Origin of the sequence: Pontibacter virosus (genome assembly GCF_003096355.1) — a bacterium.
Taxonomy (GTDB): Bacteria; Bacteroidota; Bacteroidia; order Cytophagales; family Hymenobacteraceae; genus Pontibacter; species Pontibacter virosus.
Window position 1 is genome coordinate 1 of sequence record NZ_QEKI01000031.1, and the last position, 4,503, is coordinate 4,503.

Genomic DNA, 4,503 nt, shown 5'->3' on the forward strand with positions numbered 1-4,503 from the left:
CCAAATCGTGGCCGTGGTGAAACGGGGAACGCCCTATGAACTGAAATTGAAGAATATTTAGAGCAAAACCCTTGTTTTACTCATAGATTTCGGCTTGTATAGAAGGCGAACGAGGCGCAGCCGAAGATGGCTTTTATACCTTGTTAGCCAAATCAATTTTTTCCTTCAGTTTCCGCCCCTTCTCTATTCTTCTTTTTCACTTTGTTTGCAGCTTCAATCCATTCGTTTTTAGGCCTTATGAATCTATCAGCACGCTTAGCACTTATTAAGCCATAGTCCGTCCAAAGAATTTCTGCACCATCTTCTAAGTTTTCGTAAAGAGGCAGTAAATCACCTATACCTACGAAGGTGTTCTCCATTTCCACACCGCTCTGATTCTTGAAGCTATAGTTGTAATCGTTTCCCAGCTTTTCTGCTTTTTCATAAGCTTCTTCGACAGATGCAGCTTTTATCAAATGATAGTTGCCCCAAACAGTGCATCTTCTATTCGGATTCGATTTATCTGAATCAGCCGATTCTGTACGCTCAATTATCTCGGCTATGAACCAGTTGCCCTTGTTAATGATTTTCTCGTTTGAATTCATAGCTTTTGTTTTGGCTAACGGTCTGGTGCAGCCGATGGGTGAGGCGAAGCCGAACATAAAGGCTGCACGTGGTTAGCACATTTGATTTTTATATTTCTTCTCTGATTCGGGCTTTCGAAATTTCCTTCTTTGTGACTTTACCGTCTTTGCCAATAATAAACCGAGTCACAATTGAGTCACCTTCTATTATTTCTTTAATGTTTCCAGATGCTACAATTTCACTCTCCGTTTCAACACTCACTTCTTCGTAAGTGTCTTCCGTAATAAACTTGCCTGATGACTGGTAAACCCAACCACCGTCCCCACAACTGGCTGCAAGTATAAAATTGTCAATTGCTTTCCCATTCTTATCATAGATGCAGTACTGCAGCAAATCGCAATAGCTACTTTCGTCTTGTGTCAGGACCACAAACTCTATCAATTCGGGATTTCTAGTCTGCCATGAATAATAATAGTCCCTATCGTATCCTTGTCCGATGAAATTACGCTTCCCGTCCTGCCAAATTAGCTTAAATGTGCTGCTGTCCAGCTCTTGGTAAAAACCAGGTCTTGTTTCCCAATCCATAGTATCTACTTGAAAGCTATCCAAGTCAGTATATTTAAACCTTCCTTTCAAGTCTGTCAATGACAAAGACTGTCTCGCTTCTACTGTTGTTTTACCTGTCTCTGAAGAAAGGTTATTCTTGTTTTCTGTGCACGCTGCAATTGAAAGTAAAAGGGAGATGTAGAGTATAGCTTTCTTCATTCTATGATTTTCATACGTGCTAACGGCCGCGTGCATGCGGAGCCTGAAGCGTTAGCAAAGGTTGAGCATGCATTGGGTTGGCACATGTTTTTCTTTTACTTCTTTATCCAGGCACCAGATAGATCTCCATACTCCCTTTCTGCCTGCTCAATCGCTTCTTCTACTGTTTCATGCCAGGTGTCAGTTACTGATTTCCAATTCGAGTCACAACCAAACAAGTAGTATCCATCTTCATTTTCATATTTGCAGATAGCAAGTCCAACAGTCGGGATTACTGATTTACCAATATGGATATGATTGGTTCTTCCAGTAGCTCTTCTGCCTTCAACGGAGGCAGAAAGTATAACTTTTGCTCCGCCAACTATATCTGGTGCCTGTTTAGCTGGCTCAGTCATATTTATTGCTTATTTTGAAGGCATTCATAACTTGAAATTTGTGCCAACGGACTTAGCCATAAGGCGGCGCAGCTGGCTTATGGGTGTGGTTAGCTAATTTTCTTTTACTTTTCTTTCAGGTTTTCTGGCACCAGGTTTTCAAATAAATATTCATTTTTATCGATTGGGTAATCTTGATTATGGATCAGGAAATTCAAATCATCCTCAAAAAATAAGTTTACCCCGAAGCTCAATGATTCATTACTTTTTAAGACCAGTTCTTTATAATCTATCAATCGTTTTCCGATGAATTTTCTAAATTCTGGGAAATGTAATATGATATCTTCAACTGGATACCTAAACTCTTTGTCAACATTCAATTGGCCCTTGTCAGACGAACTCCCTTCCAATGTAATTTTTGTCTTTTCATCGGTAGATGTTATCCGTACCCAATTATTAAATTTCAGAAAAGTTACATTTATCCTATCGACAAGTTCTCCATTTAAGATGAAAGATTGAAGTTTACCAGATTCTAATCTTTGACCTATTGCGGATTGAATTATTTCTGCTCCTTCCATTGGAATTTTTGCTAACGGGTTGGGCTATGCAGCGGCTTAGCTGCTGTATAGATATTGTTAGCGGCTGTTATACTTTCAATATACAGGGATATGATCTTTCTCTAAGAATGAGTTCGGGTGCCTCTTTCGATATAGGTTTAGAGTTTCACTCACCAACTTGTAGATTAAAGGATGCTTATCCGAACCTGGAGAAATGTAGGTAAGTACTTTTGATGTTTCCCCTTCAGAGTTTAGCTTTACCTCTACGATAGGTCCAGTCAAGGCTCCAGCCCTATTCAGCTTAGCTATTTCCTCCAAACTCTCTTTGCTTGCCAGATGAAACTGATCCAACAGTATTGAATATTCCTTATTATCATTACTTTTAAGCAATAGGCTGTCCCTGGTGTAAAAAGAGTACTTCAATAATAACTTTTTTAATTCCTGTTCAAATTTTTCCCCTTCTACAGAATTTGGTTTATCTAGATAGTTGCTTTTAGCATATAGGTTCATGACATTGATGACCTCCTTGTCCCGACTTGCCATTTCTTTGTTGACACTGTCAAGTTTAGAATAGACGATTTTTGTGTCTTCACTTGTCTGACTTATAAGGATGTTGAATATCTCAGAGCCAAATCCTTGGCTCACTGTGAGGTGAATTCTATGCTTCTCACTTGGTTGTGCAAAACATGTGGCTGTCAATAGCAGAAGTGCAAGCAATAAAGTTTGTTTCATGATTATTGGTTTATATTTTTATAACCGCTAACGGTCTTTGCTAAGCGGCGGCGTAGCTGCCGTATAGGTGTGGTTAGCGGTTTTTTCTTTTTGTCAAGTTACGCAGACACTAATTACTATAGTCTTATTATCGTCTAAAAAGCCAATAGACAGATAATGGTCTTCCTCCCCTGGTATACTCCGAGAAAAACTATGAATTATTTGCTCAGGCTTTAATGTTCCCATTACCTTATATAATTCCGAAGAACCTCCAATTTCTCCTTTTTTATTTTTGATAATTTTTTTGTCGACAACAAGCTGATTCAATAATATATTATAATCGGCTGATGAAACTCTTATTAATGATGCTGAACAATAATCTCCATGAATGCCAGGATAAGATGCCTCTTTTTGGAGTATTGTCGCTGACTTTGGAGCCTCTCTTAGTGTTACCTCTTTAAATTCTGAAAAGTAAAAACTGTCTGTCGGGTAAATAGCAGTATAAGCTTCATAAGCTGTCCATACTGATGCAATAATGAGAGGTATTAGTCCAACATATTTAATTCCTTTTTTTCTTAACCATCGATAAAAAAAATAAGCAGCAGCTGTCGGTAATGATATAATCAGCAGCATGATTGCTGCAACGAGACTCAAGAAGCCATAAACAATTATTTTGTCAAATATCTCTGCCATTTAAATTAATCAAAATTACCGCTAACGGTCTCGTACAGGCAACGGGTGAGGCATTAGCCGAACATGATGCCTGTGCTGTGTTGGCATAAATAGTTTTTTTAAATACTACTGTCAATAATGCTCCAGCTCAACTATCTCTGAGTTGTCTGGGTTCTTAGTCGAATAGCGTATATGCAATGTATCCCCAAGACTGAATCTATTTTCTTTGTCTGGAATAGAAAAAGTAGTGTAAGTTTCCCCATCGACCGTATACTTGCTAACAAACAGCCATTCTTTTTTTCCTTTTCCTGTTTCCCACTTTTCGATTACTATACCTTGAGTAGTAGCACCATGTAGACTTAAATCTTCAAGCTTTTGCCATTCGCTCACTATTCCAAAAGTAGGCCCCACTATCAGTGCAGTTGCAGATGCTATACCTAGCGGCCATACCGAGCTGTTCACCCATATACTTCTGATAAATTGTACTACACAGTACGGTAACGCTATGAAGATAATCACGAATGGCAACCATCTTAATACACCAGTCTTGGCATAAAGTACTGAATCAGGTGTATTGATATAGAGAAACCAAAGAATACAAAGAATGCAAAATAGCCACAGGTATTTAAGTAGTTTCTTCTTACTTACTCCCGATTCTCTTTTCGCTTTAATTTTAAGTCTTCTGGACACTTAATTAATTTCTATTAATGCCAACGGTTTGGCTAAACGACGGCGGAGGCCGTCGGCCGATGCTGGCGTTTAGCTCTTGTTGCACTAAACCTTCGGTAGCTGGTTTTAAAAAGCAGCGGATAAGGGCTATCTTTTGGAATCACACTTAACTCTTACATAAGATGAAAAAA

General features: G+C 38.8%; 7 protein-coding genes. All 7 read right to left on the reverse strand.

Features of this window, described 5'->3' with window-relative positions; genetic code table 11:
• Positions 1–152 precede the first annotated feature (152 nt).
• Complete coding sequence (locus C8E01_RS21265; RefSeq protein ID WP_116545478.1) at positions 153–584, reverse strand: DUF4288 domain-containing protein; 432 nt, start codon at positions 582–584, stop codon at positions 153–155.
• Between the two features lie 88 nt (positions 585–672).
• Positions 673–1,329: a hypothetical protein gene (locus tag C8E01_RS21270; RefSeq protein ID WP_133242815.1), complete on the reverse strand. Its 657-nt coding sequence runs from the start codon at positions 1,327–1,329 to the stop codon at positions 673–675.
• A gap of 95 nt (positions 1,330–1,424) precedes the next feature.
• Entirely contained in the window at positions 1,425–1,724 is a 300-nt protein-coding gene (locus C8E01_RS21275; RefSeq protein WP_116545473.1) for a hypothetical protein, read from the reverse strand.
• Positions 1,725–1,828: 104 nt separating this feature from the next.
• Positions 1,829–2,281 carry a hypothetical protein gene (locus tag C8E01_RS21280; protein WP_116545474.1) on the reverse strand — a complete coding sequence of 151 codons (453 nt, stop codon included), beginning with the start codon at positions 2,279–2,281 and terminating at the stop codon, positions 1,829–1,831.
• Between the two features lie 75 nt (positions 2,282–2,356).
• Entirely contained in the window at positions 2,357–2,992 is a 636-nt protein-coding gene (locus C8E01_RS21285; protein ID WP_116545475.1) for a hypothetical protein, read from the reverse strand.
• 93 nt (positions 2,993–3,085) lie between these two features.
• Positions 3,086–3,664, reverse strand: coding sequence for a hypothetical protein (locus tag C8E01_RS21290; protein WP_116545476.1), 579 nt, complete (start codon positions 3,662–3,664; stop codon positions 3,086–3,088).
• A gap of 111 nt (positions 3,665–3,775) precedes the next feature.
• On the reverse strand, positions 3,776–4,333 hold the full coding sequence (locus C8E01_RS21295) for a DUF3592 domain-containing protein (RefSeq protein WP_116545477.1): 558 nt from the start codon (positions 4,331–4,333) through the stop codon (positions 3,776–3,778).
• Between the last annotated feature and the right edge of the window lie 170 nt (positions 4,334–4,503).

Coding starts and splice junctions, on each gene's coding strand:
- C8E01_RS21265 (WP_116545478.1), bottom strand. CDS start 584: ATGAATTCAAACGAGAAAATCATTAACAAGGGCAACTGGTTCATAGCC.
- C8E01_RS21270 (WP_133242815.1), bottom strand. CDS start 1,329: ATGAAGAAAGCTATACTCTACATCTCCCTTTTACTTTCAATTGCAGCG.
- C8E01_RS21285 (WP_116545475.1), bottom strand. CDS start 2,992: ATGAAACAAACTTTATTGCTTGCACTTCTGCTATTGACAGCCACATGT.
- C8E01_RS21290 (WP_116545476.1), bottom strand. CDS start 3,664: ATGGCAGAGATATTTGACAAAATAATTGTTTATGGCTTCTTGAGTCTC.
- C8E01_RS21275 (WP_116545473.1), bottom strand. CDS start 1,724: ATGACTGAGCCAGCTAAACAGGCACCAGATATAGTTGGCGGAGCAAAA.
- C8E01_RS21280 (WP_116545474.1), bottom strand. CDS start 2,281: ATGGAAGGAGCAGAAATAATTCAATCCGCAATAGGTCAAAGATTAGAA.